Here is a 17,470-nt window from a genome sequence, read left to right as displayed (position 1 = left end):
AAAACCCCGGTTGAAGGAGTTTGGTCAGCGCAGGTTATGGCTAACTTTCAGTGGCGTCCAATCACTGTTAATGAACAGCTGATTGATGCCGTCGATGATGAATTATTTTTCGTGGAAAGTTGCTCCGTTAGTTTCGCAAGGCCCCGTAAATAAAAGGTTTTTAGCCGTGATAGATGCTTTCGATAAGGCGGTCATTAATAGCGATTAGACAACGTTTTGTAACGGTTTATATCCTTGCCCCGGCAAACCCAACGACCGCTTTGCAACCTTGAAAGTCGGCCGTCGCTGTTTAACCGAATCAGGTTCATGCCTGTGTGCATCGTCATGGAGAGTCCCATGTCACAAGTCGACCGTTACAAACCCTACAAAGGCGCCGCTGCCGGTTGGGGCGCTGTCATCAGCCTGACCAAATCCTGGCTGGGCAGTGAAAACGCCCTGAAGAACATCCGCGCCATGCTCAAGACCAACCAGAACGGCGGCTTCGACTGCCCGGGTTGCGCCTGGGGTGAAGCGCCGGGCGCGAGCATGTTGAAGTTCTGCGAAAACGGCGCGAAAGCGGTGAACTGGGAAGCGACCGGGCGTTTGGTCGACCCGGCGTTCTTCAACAAGTACACGGTGTCGAGCCTGGCCGAGCAGAGCGACTACTGGCTGGAATATCAGGGGCGTCTGACCCACCCGATGCGCTACGACGCGCGGGTCGACCGCTATGTGGAAATCAGCTGGGACGACGCGTTCACGCTGATTGCCGATCACCTGAAAAACCTCAAATCGCCGCACGAGGCCGAGTTCTACACCTCCGGTCGTGCGAGCAATGAAGCGGCGTTTCTCTATCAATTGTTCGTGCGGGCGTTCGGCACCAACAACTTCCCCGACTGCTCGAACATGTGCCACGAAGCCAGCGCGGTGAGCATGATCGAAACCCTTGGCGTCGGTAAAGGCACCGTGGTCTACGAGGATCTGCATCACGCCGATGCGATTTTCGTCATCGGCCAGAACCCCGGCACCAATCACCCGCGCATGCTCGAACCGCTGCGTGAAGCGGTGAAACGTGGCGCGCAAGTGGTCTGTATCAATCCGCTGAAAGAGCGTGGCCTGGAGCGTTTCCAGAACCCGCAGAACCCGCTCGAAATGCTCAGCAACGGCTGGGAAGCGACCAACACCGCGTACTTCCGTCCGGCCCTTGGCGGCGACATGGCGATGATTCGCGGCATGGTCAAATTCCTCCTGCAGTGGGAACGCGAAGCTCAGGCAACGGGCGGCGAGCCGGTGTTCGATCATGCGTTCATTGCCGAGCACACCACAGGGCTCGACAGCTATCTGGCTGAAGTCGAGGCGACAAGCTGGGAGCACATTCTCGAGCAGTCTGGCGTGCCGTTGCATGACATCGAACTGGCCGCGCGCATGTATGGCCGCGCCAAAAGCGTGATCATGTGCTGGGCCATGGGCCTGACCCAACACGTGCATTCGGTGGCGACCTTGCAGGAGGTCATCAACCTGCAACTGCTGCGCGGTAACGTCGGCCGTCCGGGCGCCGGGCTTTCCCCGGTTCGCGGACACAGTAACGTGCAGGGCGACCGCACCATGGGCATCAACGAGCTGGCGCCGAAAGACTTGATGGACGCGCTGGAAAAACGCTTCAACTTCGACGTGCCGCGCATGCACGGGCACAACACGGTGATGGCGATCGGCGCCATGGAACGTGGCGAAGCCAAGGTGTTCATCGGTCTGGGCGGCAACTTTGCCCAAGCCACGCCGGACACCCCGCGCACCCACGCCGCGATGCGCAAACTCGATCTGACCGTGCATATCGCGACCAAGCTCAACCGCAGCCATTTGGTCACCGGTCGCGACGCGCTGATTCTGCCGTGCCTCGGGCGTACCGACATCGATATCCAGGCTGAAGGCCCGCAAGGCGTAACCGTCGAAGACACGTTCAGCATGGTGCATTTGTCGTTCGGTCAGTTGAAACCGAAGTCGGCGCATTTGAAATCCGAGCCGGCGATCATTGCCGGGATCGCCGCCGCGACTTTGGGCAAACACCCGATCGATTGGGAATGGGTGGTGGGCGACTACGGGCGCATCCGCAACCTGATTGCCGACGTGATTCCGGGCTTCGAAAACTTCAACGAAAAACTGCTGATTCCAGGTGGTTTTCACCTCGGTAACGACGCTTCGGATCGGGTCTGGAACACCGCCAGCGGCAAGGCGCAGTTCACCCCGTGCGTGCTGCCCGAGCACTTGATCAGCGAGGGCGTGCGCAACCTGCCGGTCAAGCCGCATCTGATTCTGCAAACCATGCGTTCCCACGATCAGTACAACACCACGCTGTACGGCCTCGATGACCGGTATCGCGGGGTCTATGGCATGCGCGATGTGATCTTCGCCAACGAGCAGGACATCCAGCGCCTGGGTTTCGAGCCGGGGCAGAAGGTTGATCTGGTCGCGCTGTGGGATGACGAACGTGAACGTCGGGTCAGCGGTTTTACTTTGATCGCCTACGACATTCCCGCAGGGCAGGCAGCGGCGTATTACCCGGAGACCAATCCGCTAGTGCCGCTGGAAAGTTACGGCGAGCGGACGTACACGCCGACCTCCAAATTCGTGGCGATCCGCCTCGAAGCCGCGAAGGCCAGCAACCTGATCCCGTCGTCGGTGGCGTAACCCGCAACCCATAAACCATAGCAATTTGACTGGCTGCAGGCGTTCGCGTCTGGCGGTGGCCCGGGCTCGTGCTGCCGCTTTTCAGCCTGGATGAGGACATCATCATGTTCAATCTGGAGGCACTGGACCTGGCGCGAATTCAATTCGCGTTCACGGTTTCGTTCCACATTATTTTCCCGGCGATCACCATTGGCCTGGCGAGTTTTCTCGCGGTACTCGAAGGCCTGTGGCTGAAAACCCGCAACGATACGTACCGCGATCTCTACCATTTCTGGTCGAAGATCTTTGCGGTCAACTTTGGCATGGGCGTGGTGTCGGGGCTGGTCATGGCGTACCAGTTCGGCACCAACTGGAGCGGCTTCTCGGATTTTGCCGGGAGCATCACCGGGCCGCTGCTGACCTATGAAGTGCTGACCGCGTTCTTCCTTGAGGCCGGGTTCCTCGGGGTGATGTTGTTTGGCTGGAACCGTGTCGGCCGGGGCTTGCACTTCTTCGCCACGGTGATGGTGGCGATCGGCACGTTGATTTCGACGTTCTGGATTCTTGCGTCGAACAGCTGGATGCAGACGCCGCAGGGCTTCGAAATCGTTGACGGGCGGGTGGTGCCGCTGGACTGGCTGGCGATCGTGTTCAACCCGTCATTCCCGTTCCGTTTGGCGCACATGGCGATTGCCGCGTTTGTGGCGACGTCGTTCTTCGTCGGTGCGTCGGCTGCCTGGCATTTGCTGCGCGGCAATAACACGGCGCCGGTGCGCAAGATGTTTTCCATGGCGTTGTGGATGGCCCTGATCGTTGCGCCGATTCAAGCGGTGGTCGGTGACGCCCATGGCTTGAACACGCTGGAGCATCAACCGGCGAAGATCGCCGCCATCGAAGGCCACTGGGAAAACGCCGATAACGGCCCGACGCCGCTGGTGCTGTTTGGTATTCCTGATATGGACGCGGAGAAGACCAGGTATGCGTTGGAGATTCCGTACCTCGGCAGCCTGATCCTCACCCACAGCCTCGACAAGCAGATCCCGGCGCTGAAGAGCTTCCCGAAAGAAGACCGGCCGAATTCGACCGTGATTTTCTGGAGCTTCCGCGTCATGGCCGGGCTGGGGATGTTGATGATCCTTGTTGGTTTGATGGGGTTGGCGCTGCGCCGGGGCGGCAAGCTCTACGCTCATCGCGGCTTTCAGCGTCTGGTGTTGCTGATGGGGCCGAGCGGGCTGATTGCGCTGCTGGCGGGTTGGATCACCACTGAAGTCGGGCGTCAGCCGTGGGTGGTGTATGGCTTGCTGCGCACCCACGATGCCGCGTCGCATCACTCGGTGGCGCAGATGAGTACGTCGCTGGCGCTGTTCGTGGTGATCTATTTCACCGTGTTCAGCGTGGGCATCGGCTACATGATGAATCTGGTGAAAAAAGGCCCGCAACCGCACCACGAGCATCCGCCTGCTGGCGATGAATTGCAGACTCCGCGCCGACCGCTTTCGGCGGCTACCACCCCTATGAAGGAGCATTGAGTTATGGCTATTCAGGGTATCGATCTCTCGTTGATCTGGGGAGTGATCATCGCCTTCGGGGTGATGATGTACGTGATCATGGACGGCTTCGATCTGGGGCTGGGGATCCTGTTTCCGCTGATCCCGGATGAGCAGGAACGCGATGTGATGATGAACACCGTCGCGCCGGTCTGGGACGGTAACGAGACGTGGTTGGTGCTCGGTGGCGCGGCGTTGTATGGCGCGTTTCCGCTGGCGTACGGGGTGATTCTCGAGGCGCTGTATCTGCCGCTGATCCTGATGCTTTGCGGGTTGATTTTCCGCGGTGTGGCGTTCGAGTTTCGCTTCAAGTCGTCGCCGCAAAAGCGTCATTGGTGGGATAAGGCGTTTATCGGTGGTTCGCTGCTGGCGACGTTCGCCCAAGGCGTGGTGATCGGCGCGTATGTGTCCGGGATTCCGGTGGTCGATCGGCAGTTTGCCGGTGGCGGTCTGGACTGGTTGGCACCGTTTCCGCTGGTGTGTGGCGTGGGCCTGGTGATCGCGTATGCCTTGCTCGGCAGCACCTGGTTGCTGGTCAAGACCGAGGGCATGCTGGAATCGCGGATGCGCCTGTTCACCCGGCCGCTGGCCTTGCTGTTGATGGCGATGGTGCTGGTGATTGGCGTGTGGACCCTGCAACTGCATCCAGAACTGGCGACGCGTTGGTCGACGCACGGGCATCTGCAGGTGTTTGCCGGGTTGGTGATGTTGGCGTTGCTGGCGCTGTTCGGGCTGCTGCGCACGTTGCGTCAGCGGCATACGCACTGGCCGTTTGTGTTCACCCTGGTGCTGATGTTGCTCGGTTACATCGGCCTGGCGCTGAGCATCTGGCCGAACATCATCCCGCCGTCGGTGAGCATCTGGGCCGCCGCGTCACCACCGTCGAGCCAGTTGTTCGCGCTGATCGGCGCACTGTTCATCCTGCCGGTGATCCTGATGTACACCTTCTGGAGCTACTACGTATTCCGCGGCAAAGTGAGGATTGGCGATGGCTACCATTGATTCCCGTGAAGTGAAAAGCAGCCGGTGGTACAAGCGTCTGGGCTGGCTGTTGTTGATCTGGCTGGGCAGCGTGGTGTCGCTGGCGGTGGTGGCAAGCCTGCTGAAACTGGCGATGTACGCAGCGGGCATGAGAACCCACTGACCCCAAGAAAAACCGGAGCCAGGCTCCGGTTTTTTATTGCCGCCGATCTCGAGGTCACTGACTACCCCCTGTAGGCCTTCGCCTGCTCGCGGTAGCGGTGGATCAGTCAATGTAGATATTGACTGTGCCGGCCTCATCGCGAGCAGGCTCACTCCTACAAGGATTTGTGGTAGCTGGAGAATATGTAAACACCGCCGAACCCTGTGGGAGCGAGCCTGCTCGCGAAGGCGTCAGGTCAGACAACATCGGTGTTGAGTGTAATGGCCTCTTCGCGAGCAAGCTCGCTCCCACATTTGATCTCGGTTCGGCCGAAGATCGAATGATCAACCCGATCCCCCGTGGGAGCGAGCCTGCTCGCGAAGGCGTCAGGTCAGACAACATCGGTGTTGAGTGTAATGGCCTCTTCGCGAGCAGGCTCGCTCCCACATTTGATCCCGGTTCAGCCGAAGATCGACTGATCAACCCGATCCCCGGTGGGAGCGAGCTTGCTCGCGAAGGCGTTAGCTCAGACAACGTTGATGTCGAATGTAATGGCCTCTTCGCGAGCAAGCTCGCTCCCACATTTGATCTCGGTTCGGCCGAAGATCGAATGATCAACCCGATCCCCCGTGGGAGCGAGCCTGCTCGCGAAGGCGTCAGGTCAGACAACATCGGTGTTGAGTGTAATGGCCTCTTCGCGAGCAGGCTCGCTCCCACATTTGATCCCGGTTCAGCCGAAGATCTAATGATCAACCCTATCCCCTGTGGGAGCGAGCCTGCTCGCGAAGGCGTCAGGTCAGACAACATCGGTGTTGAGTGTAATGGCCTCTTCGCGAGCAAGCTCGCTCCCACATTTGATCTCGGTTCGGCCGAAGATCGACTGATCAACCCGATCCCCGGTGGGAGCGAGCTTGCTCGCGAAGGCGTTAGCTCAGACAACGTTAATGTTGACTGTAAAGGCCTCTTCGCGAGCAGGCTCGCTCCCACAGGTATTGTGGTGTTTTTGCGATTGGGCTTACTGGGCGCCAAACATCGCGGTCCAGTAGATGCCGGCACTGCTTTTCGGGTCGGTCGCGTAGGCGGCGCCGAGTTCCTGGTATTGCGGGTTCATCAGGTTGGCGCAGTGGCCGGGGCTGGCGAGCCAGCCTTCGACGACTTTGTGCACGGTGTCTTGCCCGGCGGCGATGTTTTCGCCGACCTGTTGGCCGCTGTAACCGGCGAGTTCCGCGCGATCGCCGGGGGTGCGACCGTCGCGGTCCTTGTGGTCGAAGTAATTGTTGTTGGCCATGTCGCGGCTGTGATCCTGGGCGATCGTGCCCAGTGTCGTGTTCCAGGCCAGCGGTGCGGCAGCGGCAAAAGCCTGACCCCCACACTGTCGTGCCTGACTGCGGGCGACGTTGAGTTCACTGAGCAATTTCTGCCCCTCACTTTGCGCATCCCCGAGCTTGGCCGACAGCAGCGGCCGCGCCAGCACGATGCGCCAGTCACGGTCGTCGCGGCTGACACCAACATCGACAAACTGCGGATCGAGCACCACCTGACAGAAACTTTCTTTGATCGCCTGCATCGCCGACGCCGCATCACGTGGGCCGTTGAGCGTGATCGCCTGCACATTGACCATCGGATAACTGGCGCTGGCCATGGCTTGCTGAAGATCGACAGCACCGGTGGCGCGTAATCTCAGCCGTGGATCAGCCGACAGCGGCGGCAGTTCATTGGACGCCTGCGACCCGCAACGCTGCGGTTGGCTGCGGTAGCTGTTGATCGACTCGATCAACTGCGACTCATCGCCGGCCAGCGCCGGAATGGCAAACACAACGCCCACGGACAACGCGGCACAACGCAAAACGAATGGCATGAAGCGCATGGAAATCTCCCTTGAGCTGAATGCGCCCATGATGCGCGAAAGGCCCCCGGTGAGTGCAATGTCTTTTTTCTTCATTCAGTGGATTTTCTGCGCAACTTTGCCTCTGTATTTGCCGTCTACACTCACCGAAGGCCCCGGAAACCGGGTGTCTCCCCGACGTAACACCTTGCCCGACTCGGGCGCTGCCGGAAGAACAGACATGGGATTGAAAGGCTGGGCTGGTTGTCTTGTATTGACCCTGTTGGCAGGCTCCGTGTGGGCCACCGATCAGGCCCCGATCAAAGCGAAGGCTGAAGAGAAAGCCCAAGTGCTGGAAGAGAAAGCAGCGGACAAAATCAGCGCCGCACCAGCACCGAAAGCCGAGGCCATCACCCCGACCGAAGTGCAGGCGGTCGACCCGGCCGGCGCGGCGCCGCTGGATGATCCGATCACCTGTCTGGCGCGCAGTATCTATTGGGAAGCCAAGGGAAAGGACACGCCGGAAATGGAAGCCGTGGCCAGTGTGGTGATGAATCGCCTCGGCCACGAAGGCTTTCCCGACACGGTGTGCGCTGTCGTCAAACAAGGTTCGGAAACCAAGAGCTGCCAGTTTTCCTGGTGGTGCGACGGGCGTCCGGATCAGGTCAAGGAAGATGCCGAATACACGCTGGCCAAGGATATCGCCCGTAAAGCGCTGAACCGCCAGCTCAAGGATCGCACCAACGGCGCGCTGTATTTCCACGACCGCAACGTGCATCCGAGCTGGGCCAAGGAGTACCGCAAGACCGCCGAAACGAAAAAATTCCTCTTCTACAAACCTGCCGGTGGCGACGCGCGTTAAGCGCAGACCTGCCGCACACACTCGCGCAACCAGCGATGCGCCGGGTCGGCATCCATGCGCGGATGCCAGAGCATCGACACGCTGATGGCCGGCATCGCGAAGGGCAGGGCGAAACTGTGCAAGCCCGTGCGCAGTTTGCTGGTATGACGTTGTGGAACGGTGGCAATCAGGTCTGATTCACGCACCAGCGTCAGTGCCGCCGAGAAACCGCCGAATGAGGTAACGATGTCTCGTGTCAGCCCTAGCGCGAGTAACGCTTCGTCGACCGGGCCACTGCTGCGCCCGCGTCGTGAAATGAGAATGTGCTCGCCGCCAGCAAAGCGCTTGCCAGTGATTTTTCCCGTGCTCAAGGGATGCCCCTCACGCACCACACCGATCCATTGATCCTGAAACAGGATGCGGCTGTGCAGCGTCGGGTCGGTGCTGTCATCGACCACGCCGGTTTCCAGATCGACACGACCTTCGCGCAGTGGCGTGCTGTCCTTGTCGGCTTTCTGCACAAAACGCAGGCGCACGCCGGGCGCCTCTTCGGCGATACGGGCGAGCAGGGCGGCGGCGAAGGTTTCGACAAAGCCGTCGGTGTTGCGCAAGGTAAAGGTGCGTTGCAAGCGGCCGGGATCGAGTACTTCGGCAGGCCGTAAAACCGCCTCGGCGTCCTGCACCAGATGACTGACCCGTTCGCGCAATTCCAATGCGCGCGGCGTTGGCACCAGGCCACGACCCGCTCGCACCAATAACGGATCGCCCGTGGTTTCGCGCAGACGGGCGAGGGCGCGGCTCATGGCTGACGGGCTCAACCGCAGGCATTTGGCGGCGCGGGCGACGCTGCCTTCACGCAGTAACACGTCGAGGGTGATCAGCAGGTTCAGATCCGGAGTGCTCATGACATGGCGTTCCGTGCAGGTATCGAGTGCAAAGCATGCGTCTTGCGCCGTGTCTTGTCGAGGCTCAGGCTATGGCAGATCACTTTTGCGCTGCGAGCCTCCCATGTCCCGAGACCCCCTGAGCACTCCCGCCCGCTGGGCGCTGACCAGCCTGGCCTTGTCGATGTTGATGCCGTCACTGGACACCAGCATTGCCAACGCCGGGTTGCCGATCCTCGCGACCGCATTCGAGGCGACGTTTCAGCAAGTGCAATGGATCGTGCTCGCTTACCTGCTGGCAATCACCACTTTGATTGTCAGTGTCGGGCGTCTGGGCGATGGCTTCGGTCGGCGTCGATTGCTGTTGATCGGGATCGGCATTTTCACCAGCGCTTCGTTGGCTTGCGCATTGGCTCCGGGACTCGGTTGGCTGATTGGCGCACGGGCGGTGCAAGGTGTTGGCGCGGCGATCATGTTCGCCTTGACGGTGGCGCTGGTGTCAGAAGCAGTGCCCAAATCGCGGGCGGGCAGCGCGATGGGCTTGCTGGCAACGATGTCGGCGACGGGCACCAGTCTTGGGCCGTCGCTGGGCGGGCTGTTGATGACGCATGTCGGCTGGCAGGCGATTTTTCTGCTCAACGTGCCGTTGGGCTTGCTCAATATTTGGCTGGTGTACCGATTTTTGCCAGCGGATCGGGCCGCCGGACCGCGAGTCGCGTTCGATTATTCTGGCAGCGTGGTGCTGGTGTTGACGCTGGCGGCCTATGCGCTGGCAATGACCCTTGAAGGTTTCACAGTGCCGTTGCTGTTGGCCAGCCTGTGCGGCGCAGGATTGTTCATCGTGGTCGAGATGAAGGCCAAGTCGCCGCTGATTCGTTTGTCGCTGTTCAGCGACGCGCGACTGAGCAGCAGCCTGACGCTGACGTTGCTGGTGACAACGGTGATGATGACCACGCTGGTGGTCGGGCCGTTTTACCTGCACCGGGGTTTGGGTCTCAGCAGCACAATGGTCGGAGTAGCGTTATCGATCGGACCGTTGCTGTCCGCAATGAGTGGGGTACCGGCGGGACGTTTGGTGGATCGCTTCGGCGCACGACGGATCGTGCCGGGCGCGTTGCTCGGGATGGCCGGCGGTTGCAGCTTGCTGGCACTCCTGCCCATGAGTATGGGACTGCCCGCGTACGTACTGCCGATCATGGTGATAGCTGTCGGTTACGCGTTGTTCCAGGCGGCCAACAACACCGGATTGATGGCCGGGGTCAGTCAGGATCAGCGTGGCGTGGTTTCGGCGATGCTCGGGCTGGCGCGCAACGTTGGGTTGATTACCGGCGCGGCGGTTATGGGCGCGGTGTTTGCGCTGGCGGCGGGGGATCCGACACAGGCGCCTGCAACGGCGATTGCCAGCGGATTGCACATCACTTTTGGCGTCGCGGTGGCGTTGATGCTCATGGCGTTGATCATCAGCCGAGCGCAGTTCAACGGTGGGAGCGAGCCTGCTCGCGAAGAGGTCCGCACAACCAACACCTCCAGTGACTGACGCACCGCTTTCGCGAGCAGGCTCGCTCCCACAGGGGGGCGGGTTGATCAGTCGGTCTTCGGCCGAACCGAGATCAAGTGTGGGAGCGAGCTTGCTCGCGAAGAGGCCGGCACAACCAACATCTCCAGTGACTGACGCACCGCTTTCGCGAGCAGGCTCGCTCCCACAGGAATTTGTGGTGTGTGGGCGATTTATGTTGATTGCCGGGCGGGGAAGAACAGTTCGAAGCAGCTGATGCCATCGGCACTGCTGGCGCTGTAGCGGCCCTGATGCAACTGCATGATGGTTGCCACGATCGACAGGCCCAGGCCATTGGATTGCGCCGAGCGCTCGCGTGACTCATCGACGCGGTAAAAACGTTCGAACAGCCGCGCCAAGTGTTCAGGGGCAATGGTTGTGCTGTGGTTACGCACCCGCACATAGCTGCCATCCGGCTCGGCAATCGCCTCCACCTGCACCGTCGAATTCGCCGCACCGTACTTGATCGCATTGGCACACAGGTTGGCCAACGCGCGGCGCAACAGCATCGGTTCGGCCCAGATCACACCGCTGCCACGGGCCTCGATGCACACGCCGACATCCGCCGCGAGGCCTTCAAAATAATCGGCAATGCGCTGCATTTCATCCGCCGCGTCCAGCTCCTGGCGCTGGCTCAAGGCGCTGGCCGGATCGGTGCGGGCCAGAAACAGCATGTTGTCGAGCATCCGCGTCAGGCGCTCCAGCTCTTCGACGTTGGAGGCGAGCAACTGCTGATAGGCCTCGATGCTACGGTTCTGCTGCAGCGCGACCTGGGTTTCGCCGAGCAGGTTGTTGATCGGCGTGCGCAGTTCATGGGCCATGTCTGTGGACACCTGACTCAATTGCGCAAAGCCCTTGGCGAGCCGATCGAGCATGGCGTTGAACGCTTCAATCATCGGCTGCAACTCTCGCGGCGCACCGTGACTGTCTAGGCGTTCGCCGAGGTTGCCGACACCGATACCATGAGCGTGTTGCGCCAGTCGCCGCAACGGCAACAACCCGCGATACACCAACAAACAGCCCACCACCGCCAGCAACAACGCCGCCAGCGAGGCGAGGCCATAAACGCTCAAGCGGTAGTTGGCAAGCATCGCCGTGCGCTCGCTCATCAGGCGCCCGGTGGTGACTTGCAGATTGCCCAGCTCACCGGAATCGATACTCGCCGCCACCGCCGAAAACGGCACACCGTCGACACTCGGCAGGTGCTGCACGTCTTTCAGCGTCATCGCCTGATCGATGGGCACCGCCGGCAACGTCGGCGTGCTCAGATTGCCCGGGTTAACCACCAGCAGCGGCGGTTGCCCCGGCGCACCGATGGTCAGCAGCGCTTCGCGGTTGCCAAGCATGTTCTGGAACAGTGCCGGTTTGTTCTTGATCAGCTCCAGGGTGTTGCTGTCGTTGAGGAACGTGCGCAGTTGATCGACGCGGCTAACCAGTGAGATGTCGTCGCGGCGGGTCAGCTGTTCTTCCAGTTCGCCATACAGCGCCGCGCCGAGGCCGGCCAGTGAGGCGAACGCGAGCAGGGCGAAGGCCAGCGCCAGGCGCAGGGTCAGTGAATACGGGCGATGGGGGCTCATGGCTGCGTATCGAAGCGATAGCCGATGCCACGCACGCTGTGGATCAGCTTGAGCTGGAACGGGTCATCGATCTTCGCCCGCAAGCGGCGCACGGCGACATCGACCACATTGGTGTCGCTGTCGAAATTCATGTCCCACACCCGCGAAGCAATCAGCGAGCGCGCCAGCACTTGCCCGGTATGGCTGGCGAACAATTGCAGCAGCGCGAACTCCTTGTTGGTCAGGGTGATACGCACCCCGGCGCGGCTCACGCGGCGTTTGAGCACGTCGATCTGCAGATCAGCAACCTGCAGCTGTTCGTCTTCATGGATCGGCCCGCGCCGGGTCAGGGTACGCAGGCGCGCCACCAGTTCGGCGAAGGAAAACGGCTTGATCAGGTAATCATCGGCACCCAGTTCGAGGCCTTTGACGCGGTCGGCGATGTCGTCGCGGGCGGTGAGGAACAGCACCGGTGTGTCGGCTTCCTTGCGCAGCCGGCGCAGGACTTCCCAGCCATCCATTTTCGGCATCATCACATCGAGCACGATCACGTCGAAGTTGTGTTCCAGCGCCAGGTGCAAGCCGTCGGCACCGTCGCGGGCGAGGCTGACGCTGTAACCCAGTTCCTGCAAACCGTTGAGCAGGTAATTGCCGGCCTTGGGTTCGTCTTCGACAACCAGAATATTCATCGATCAGTCTCAATGGTCATTGATGCAGCCGCTGCCTTGTACCTGATAGTCCAGCACATGTTCGCGGCCCTGATGGTCGAGGTAATTCAATTGCGCCGGGACCACGCCGCACGCTTGTGAAATATCGGTGCTGGACAGGACTTTGTCGACATCCAGATTGACGTAGAAGCCGGATTTGTCATGAATCACGGCGCTGTCAGGCATGTTCGCGGCGAACACGCTGCCAGTGGCGAGGAGGGCGGTGAAGGCGAGCAGGAGGGTTTTCATGGTCAGTCACTCAGTGGTCGAAGTTGATCGGCATTGGCGCCGGGACAACTTCAGGCTACCGAGCGATCCGCACGGCAAACCGACAGCTGAATGACAAAGTTGTAATGAAACATGGGGCTGACAAGGATCAAATGTAGGAGTGAGCCTGCTCGCGATAGCGGTGTGTCAGGCACCATCTGTGTTGGTTGACACACCGCTATCGCGAGCAGGCTCACTCCTACAGGGGATTTGGGGTGGTCGGTCAGCTCGCGTGGGTATTGAGGATGCTCGCCACCTGCTGCGGCTGGCAGTTGAGGTACGGCGACGATTTCAGCCAGCGCTGATCCGGGTACCACGAAAACATGAACTGGCCATTCTTCAGGCGGTCGATCACCTGCTTGGCGATCTGCGGCCGAACCGCCGGGCAGCCCTGACTGCGGCCGATACGTCCTTGTTTCTTGCTCCACAACGGATTCACATAACTGGCGGCGTGAATGACGATGGCGCGATCGCGGGCCATGTCATTGAAACCCGGCTCCAGACCGTCCATGCGCAGCGAATAACCGTGGGTGCCGCTGTAGCTTTCCTGGGTGCGGAACAGGCCGAGGCTGGACTGGTAGCTGCCTTCGACATTGGAAAACTGCGTGGCGAAGTTTTCCCCGGAGTTGGAACCGTGGGCGACCAGATCGCGCAGCACCAGTTTCTTTTTGTTGAGGTCGAAGATCCACAGACGGCGTTCGGTGGATGGCTGCGAATAGTCGATGATCGCCAGATGGCGGGACGGTTTCGCACCGTTGTTGACCGCGCATTGCATGGCGTTCAAAGCACCTTTCAGCGCTTGGGGATTGAGTTCTGGCGCGGCGTGCGCGAGGCTGGTGTAGAGAACCGGCGATGGTTTGCCGGCGGCAAAAACTGGACTGGTCACGACGAGAGCGGTGGCAGTCAACAGAAGTCGGCGCAAAAACGTCAACATTTTATAAAGTGTCCTCACTTGCTACTTATTTGGCACTTTGGCTCCTGACTCCCAGTCAATACCCGCAAGCCCGTTGATCGAGCCTGACTCTCAAGCGCACCTGATGTAAGGTTGGCCATCATCTGGACGGCCATGGATTGGAGTAAAGCAGTTGTTCAAAAAGTACGCATGCTACTTGAGCATTTGTTTGCTCGCTGCGCCGTTTGTCGCTTGTGCCGATGAGCCGTTGCCGCCGCTGGAGACATTGCCAACGCCACCGGTCGAGATGCCGGTCGAGCCGCAAAGTCCCTTGCAGGCTGTAATGATCAGTCTGCCGCAGTCGTGCCCGGCGATTGCCGCGCATCTCAACGGCCCGGCGCTGACGCAATTGCAGGCGTTCTATCAGCAGCAGGACTGGATGCCGGTGTGGGCCAGTGAATCGGCACGATTGCCGGTGTTGCGCGCGCAATTGCAGCTTTTGGCCGATGATGGTCTCAATCCAAAACGCTATCCGGTCGCAACCACGGCGCCTCAGGATGGCGAGTTGTGTGCCGACATCGACATCAGCCGCAACTACCTCCAGGCCCTGCAGGATCTGCACTTCGGAAGCCTGCTGCAATCACACTTCGAACCGCTGTGGCATGCCGACGCCAGCCCGCGTGACCGTCAGGCGGAATTGTTGGCGATCGCCGTACCGGGCATGCACGACATTCCCGCCGCGTTTGATCTGGCCCGTCCGCGCCTGGCGCAATACCAGAACCTGCGTCAGCTCTACGCCGCGCAACGGCTCACAGCCTTGCCGCAATGGCAGTCGGTCGGCAGCGGGCCGCTGCTGCGCCCGGACATGGAAGACAAACGCGTGCCGGAACTGGCTCAGCGTCTGTACAGCGAAGGCTATCTGACTCAGATCATTGGTACGTCCGGCAATGCGTATGACGGCGTGCTGGTCGACGCCGTGAAGAGTTTTCAGACCAATCATTCGTTACAGGCCGACGGTGTGGTCGGGCCGGGCACGATTGCCGAACTCAACATCAGTCCGCTGACCCGCCGTGAACAATTGCGCGTGAACCTTGAGCGTTTCCGCTGGATGGCCCAGGACATCGAGCCCGATGGCTTGCTGGTCAATGTCGCCGCCGCTGAGTTGACGCTGTATCAGGGCGGCGTGCCGGTGTGGCAGACCCGCACCCAGGTCGGTCGCGCGGAGCGCCAGACGCCGCTACTGAAATCGCGGGTGACGCGCCTGACCCTGAACCCGACCTGGACCGTACCGCCGACCATCTGGAAGGAAGACAAGCTGCCGGAAATCCGCAAGGACCAGACCTTCCTCAGCCGCCAGAACCTGCAAGTGCTCGACGCCAACGGGCAGCCGCTGGCGGCAGCGGATATCGACTGGGACAACCCCGGCAACATCATGCTGCGTCAGGACGCCGGGCCGCGTAATCCGTTGGGGCAAATGGTCATCCGCTTCCCCAATCCGTTCTCGGTGTACTTGCACGACACGCCAAGCAAGGCGCTGTTTGAAAAAGGCCCGCGTGCCTTCAGCTCCGGCTGCGTGCGGGTCGAGCATCCGATGCAACTGCGTGATCTGCTGCTCACCCCGGCGGAAAAGGCCCGCACTGAAACCCTGCTGGCCACCGGCACCACCCACGAATTTCGCCTGTCGGCGCCGGTGCCGATCCTGATGACCTACTGGACGGCCCAGGTCGACAGCAGCGGCCGCGTGCGTTACGCGCCGGACATCTACAGCCGTGACAGCGCCTTGCTCGTCGGGCTTGATCGGGCGCACTGAGCCTCAGCGGGTGTTTCTGTTCCAGAACACCCGCGCCAGCCACGCATCGACACTCAATTTGCCCGCCCCGGCGAACACCAGCGGCAGCAGCGCGGCCAGGTAAATCGCCGGCAGCTTGAAGTTGCCGAAGCCTTTGTTGGTGATCGCATAACCCTGCGCCAACTCGCTCAGCGACGACCAATCGGCAGGCCAGTGCACGGCAGCGGTGGCGACGACTGTTACCACCATCAGCGAAATCGCTGAGATCCGTGTCCCGAAGCCGACCAGAATTGCCAGCGCGCAGATCAGTTCGGCCCACATCGACAGTTCCCAGTTCAACGTTGCCGGCAGGTGATCGAAGGGGAAGGGGAATTTGTCCTGAATGTCTTCGAACCAGTTCTGCCCGTTGAATTTCTCCAGCCCGGATTCGAAAAATTCCCAGGCGATGAACAGGCGCAGGGTCAGAGGCGCGAGCCAGGTGCCGGCGCGGTCGAGGTTCAGGTGCAGGCCTTTTACGGCGCTTGAAAGGGTGGTGGTCATGCTGCAGCTCCGGTGAGTTGAGTGAAATCGACCGGGGCATTTCAGCGTCGGGGTGTATCGGGGATGTGTCGGCGGGGTGGGGGATTGTGCTTTTGGTGTGTCTGCGGCTTCGGGGTATACAGTGCGATACAGTCAAAGGCCCCTCACCCTAACCCTCTCCCGGAGGGAGAGGGGACTGACCGTGGGATATTGAAGAGGTACGCCGACGTGAGAGTTTTCTTCTGAATCCATAATCGACTCAGTCTTTCAGGTCGATGTATGACACCAGACACCTCGGTCGGCTCCCTCTCCCTCCGGGAGAGGGCTGGGGTGAGGGCAACAGGGCTGGACGCAGACCCACAGCCCAGTCAGCATGGCCAAAAAAACGGACCAGCCCCCCATGCGACGACTTCCCTCCCTGGCCGCCCTGCGCACCTTCGAATGCGCCGCCCGCCACGCGCATTTCGGCCGTGCAGCCGCCGAACTGTGCGTCACCGACAGCGCCGTCAGCCATCAGATCCGCCAGCTCGAAGAGCAACTTGGCGTGCCGCTGTTCATCCGCGAAGGTCGGCAAATCCGCCCGACCATCGCTGCCGGGCGGCTGATGCAGAGTCTGCAACAGGCCTTCGAACTGATCGGCGATGCTTGCGATGAATTGCGCGACCCATCCTCGCTGGCGGTGCTCAGACTGGCCGTCACTGCGGAGCTGGCGCAGAAGTGGCTGATGAGTCGCCTCAGCGATTTCTATGCGCGCTATCCGCACATCACCTTGCACCTCTACGAACAACCGATCGACGCCAGTGCTCCGGGCGAAGACATCGACTTGGCGATCACCTACGGCACCGGCCCGGTCGACAGCAGTGCCTACTTCGTGCGGCCTCTGCCAGCCCTGCAGTTCTTCCCGGTGTGCAGCCCCGGTCTGTTCAACCAGGCCACCTTGAAAACACCCAAGGATCTGGTTCGCCACTGCCTGCTGCACGACGATCAGGACGGCAAGACCTGGACCGCCTGGCTGACCAGCCACGCCGGTGATCTGCGCCCGCAGCGTCAGCTGTATTTCGCCCACGCCGGTCTGGCGCTGGAAGCGGCGGCGCAAGGGCAGGGCGTGGCCATGGGCGACAACCTGACCGCGCAGGAAGATCTGCAAAGTGGCCGGCTGGTGCGGCCCTTCTCCTCGAGCATGACCGCCCTCGGCCAATACGCACTGGTCTGCGAACGGCTGCGGCTGGAGCGCCCGGCGGTGGCGCAGATGCTCGAATGGTTCAACGATCAACTGGTCGATTGATGAGTTGAATTCAACTGTTCCGTAATAATCATCGTTGGCG

Annotated in this window: 15 protein-coding genes; 8 read left to right on the top strand and 7 right to left on the bottom strand. The window is 60.9% G+C overall.

Annotated features, from left to right (window positions below; translation table 11 throughout):
- The first annotated feature begins 336 nt into the window (after nucleotides 1-336).
- The 4 genes from QOM10_RS17680 to QOM10_RS17665 all read left to right on the top strand — a co-directional run bounded on the left by QOM10_RS17680 (nucleotide 337) and on the right by QOM10_RS17665 (nucleotide 5,331).
- Entirely contained in the window at nucleotides 337-2,661 is a 2,325-nt protein-coding gene (locus tag QOM10_RS17680) for an FdhF/YdeP family oxidoreductase (protein ID WP_316916650.1), read from the top strand.
- 104 nt (nucleotides 2,662-2,765) lie between these two features.
- Nucleotides 2,766-4,169, top strand: a complete 1,404-nt coding sequence (locus QOM10_RS17675; protein ID WP_316916649.1) for a cytochrome ubiquinol oxidase subunit I — start codon at nucleotides 2,766-2,768, stop codon at nucleotides 4,167-4,169.
- 3 nt (nucleotides 4,170-4,172) lie between these two features.
- A complete protein-coding gene (gene cydB, locus QOM10_RS17670; protein WP_316916648.1) occupies nucleotides 4,173-5,189 on the top strand; it encodes a cytochrome d ubiquinol oxidase subunit II in 1,017 nt (338 codons plus the stop codon).
- A complete protein-coding gene (locus QOM10_RS17665; RefSeq protein WP_081265204.1) occupies nucleotides 5,176-5,331 on the top strand; it encodes a DUF2474 domain-containing protein in 156 nt (51 codons plus the stop codon). Before cydB ends, QOM10_RS17665 begins: the two co-directional genes overlap by 14 nt.
- Nucleotides 5,332-6,325: 994 nt before the next feature.
- On the opposite strand, the gene QOM10_RS17660 is transcribed toward QOM10_RS17665, so the two are convergent.
- Nucleotides 6,326-7,168 carry a CAP domain-containing protein gene (locus tag QOM10_RS17660; protein ID WP_410479229.1) on the bottom strand — a complete coding sequence of 281 codons (843 nt, stop codon included), beginning with the start codon at nucleotides 7,166-7,168 and terminating at the stop codon, nucleotides 6,326-6,328.
- A gap of 208 nt (nucleotides 7,169-7,376) precedes the next feature.
- Here QOM10_RS17660 and QOM10_RS17655 point away from each other — a divergent pair, with 208 nt between their 5' ends.
- Nucleotides 7,377-7,997, top strand: a complete 621-nt coding sequence (locus QOM10_RS17655) for a cell wall hydrolase (RefSeq protein WP_160040791.1) — start codon at nucleotides 7,377-7,379, stop codon at nucleotides 7,995-7,997.
- On the opposite strand, the gene QOM10_RS17650 is transcribed toward QOM10_RS17655, so the two are convergent.
- Nucleotides 7,994-8,881 (bottom strand): LysR family transcriptional regulator, encoded by an 888-nt coding sequence (locus QOM10_RS17650; RefSeq protein WP_150750870.1) that lies wholly within the window; start codon nucleotides 8,879-8,881, stop codon nucleotides 7,994-7,996. The genes QOM10_RS17655 and QOM10_RS17650 overlap by 4 nt on opposite strands.
- A 103-nt stretch (nucleotides 8,882-8,984) precedes the next feature.
- Between QOM10_RS17650 and QOM10_RS17645 the strand changes: the two genes are divergently transcribed.
- The gene (locus QOM10_RS17645; protein ID WP_316916647.1) at nucleotides 8,985-10,397 is read left to right on the top strand and encodes an MFS transporter; all 1,413 of its coding nucleotides are present in this window, start codon (nucleotides 8,985-8,987) and stop codon (nucleotides 10,395-10,397) included.
- 191 nt (nucleotides 10,398-10,588) lie between these two features.
- On the opposite strand, the gene QOM10_RS17640 is transcribed toward QOM10_RS17645, so the two are convergent.
- The 4 genes from QOM10_RS17640 to QOM10_RS17625 form a co-directional block, all read right to left on the bottom strand.
- Nucleotides 10,589-11,992 carry a heavy metal sensor histidine kinase gene (locus QOM10_RS17640; RefSeq protein WP_316916646.1) on the bottom strand — a complete coding sequence of 468 codons (1,404 nt, stop codon included), beginning with the start codon at nucleotides 11,990-11,992 and terminating at the stop codon, nucleotides 10,589-10,591.
- Nucleotides 11,989-12,660: a heavy metal response regulator transcription factor gene (locus QOM10_RS17635; RefSeq protein WP_127928635.1), complete on the bottom strand. Its 672-nt coding sequence runs from the start codon at nucleotides 12,658-12,660 to the stop codon at nucleotides 11,989-11,991. The genes QOM10_RS17640 and QOM10_RS17635 overlap by 4 nt, the downstream gene beginning before the upstream one ends.
- Before the next feature lie 9 nt (nucleotides 12,661-12,669).
- Nucleotides 12,670-12,927, bottom strand: a complete 258-nt coding sequence (locus QOM10_RS17630) for a DUF2790 domain-containing protein (RefSeq protein WP_122600320.1) — start codon at nucleotides 12,925-12,927, stop codon at nucleotides 12,670-12,672.
- Between the two features lie 241 nt (nucleotides 12,928-13,168).
- The gene (locus tag QOM10_RS17625) at nucleotides 13,169-13,879 is read right to left on the bottom strand and encodes a murein L,D-transpeptidase catalytic domain family protein (RefSeq protein ID WP_095047934.1); all 711 of its coding nucleotides are present in this window, start codon (nucleotides 13,877-13,879) and stop codon (nucleotides 13,169-13,171) included.
- Nucleotides 13,880-14,030: 151 nt separating this feature from the next.
- Between QOM10_RS17625 and QOM10_RS17620 the strand changes: the two genes are divergently transcribed.
- The gene (locus QOM10_RS17620) at nucleotides 14,031-15,647 is read left to right on the top strand and encodes a murein L,D-transpeptidase (RefSeq protein ID WP_316916645.1); all 1,617 of its coding nucleotides are present in this window, start codon (nucleotides 14,031-14,033) and stop codon (nucleotides 15,645-15,647) included.
- Between the two features lie 3 nt (nucleotides 15,648-15,650).
- Here QOM10_RS17620 and QOM10_RS17615 read toward each other — a convergent pair whose 3' ends face one another.
- Nucleotides 15,651-16,166, bottom strand: a complete 516-nt coding sequence (locus QOM10_RS17615; protein WP_316916644.1) for a DoxX family protein — start codon at nucleotides 16,164-16,166, stop codon at nucleotides 15,651-15,653.
- Nucleotides 16,167-16,545: 379 nt separating this feature from the next.
- Between QOM10_RS17615 and QOM10_RS17610 the strand changes: the two genes are divergently transcribed.
- Nucleotides 16,546-17,430, top strand: coding sequence for a LysR substrate-binding domain-containing protein (locus QOM10_RS17610; RefSeq protein WP_316916643.1), 885 nt, complete (start codon nucleotides 16,546-16,548; stop codon nucleotides 17,428-17,430).
- Nucleotides 17,431-17,470 lie beyond the last annotated feature (40 nt).

The organism is Pseudomonas sp. P108, assembly GCF_032613195.1.
Classification (GTDB): Bacteria; Pseudomonadota; Gammaproteobacteria; order Pseudomonadales; family Pseudomonadaceae; genus Aquipseudomonas.
This window is presented reverse-complemented; position numbering and strand designations above follow the sequence as displayed.